This is a genomic window from Mesorhizobium sp. M2A.F.Ca.ET.039.01.1.1, assembly GCF_003998035.1.
GTDB lineage: Bacteria > Pseudomonadota > Alphaproteobacteria > Rhizobiales > Rhizobiaceae > Mesorhizobium.
Genome location: NZ_RZRY01001266.1, coordinates 1 through 1,011, shown reverse-complemented (window position 1 = coordinate 1,011; position 1,011 = coordinate 1). Strand labels below are relative to the sequence as shown.

The 1,011-nt window shown below is 63.2% G+C and carries 1 protein-coding gene; it reads left to right on the top strand.

The features are described 5' to 3' along the window. Window positions 1-723 (top strand): sugar phosphate isomerase/epimerase family protein (locus EOA24_RS39165; RefSeq protein ID WP_133374985.1); only part of this gene is annotated, 723 nt, incomplete at its 5' end. Window positions 724-1,011 lie beyond the last annotated feature (288 nt).

The window sequence follows — 1,011 nt, the reverse complement described above, 5'->3', positions numbered from 1 at the left end:
GACTACAAAAGGTTGGGCGAGATGCTCGACCGCATCGGCCTGGAGCGCACCGCGGTCTCGGCGATGGGCGATCCGGCGATGAACCTGATCTCGCCGGATGCCGCCGCGCGCAAGGCCGGTATCGATTACATGAAATGGGCGATCGACTGCAGCGCGGCGCTTGGCTCCAACACGCTGAGCGGGCCGCTGCATTCGACGCTCGGCGCCTTTTCCGGCAGCGGGCCGACTTCTGCCGAGAAGAAGCGCTCGATCGCCTCGCAGCGCGCCATCGGTGACCATGCCGGCAAGAAGGGCGTGACCATCGGATTGGAGGCGCTCAACCGCTTCGAATGCTATCTGGTCAACACCATGGCCGATCTGTGCGAGCATATCGATGCGATCGACCGGCCGCACATCAAGGCGATGTACGACACGTTCCATGCCAATATCGAGGAGGCCGATCCGATCGGCGCCTACACGAAGCATCGCCGCAATATCGTCCATGTCCACATTTCGGAGAACGACCGCGGGGTGCCGGGGCGCGGCAACATTCCATGGAAGGAGACTTTCTCCGCCATCCGCAAAAGCGGTTATGACGACTGGCTGACGATCGAGTCCTTCGGCCGCTCGCTGAAGGATCTGGCTGCGGCGACAAAGGTGTGGCGGGATTTCGCGGAGAGCCCGGAGGCGGTTTATCGCGAGGGGTATAGGCATATCAGGGACGGCTGGAAGGGGGCGGCGTAAGCGACTCTCTCTTCGTTATCCACGGGCGGAGCGGGAGCGAAGCGGACGCGGAGACCCGAGGATTCCGTGACGTCGACGCTCCGCAACGATGCAGACTTCTGCACCGCTGCACTCTACGGCTTAGGTAACGGCATGGATCCTCGGGTCTGCGCGCGTCGCTCCGCTCCTTGCTCCGCCCGTGGATGACGAAGGCGCGAAACTACCCCTGCTCGGCCTGCAGCCGATTATAATCATGCAGCGTGCGGCTCAGCCGGCGGCATCGGCCTGAAATTGTGGGAAGCGATGCGC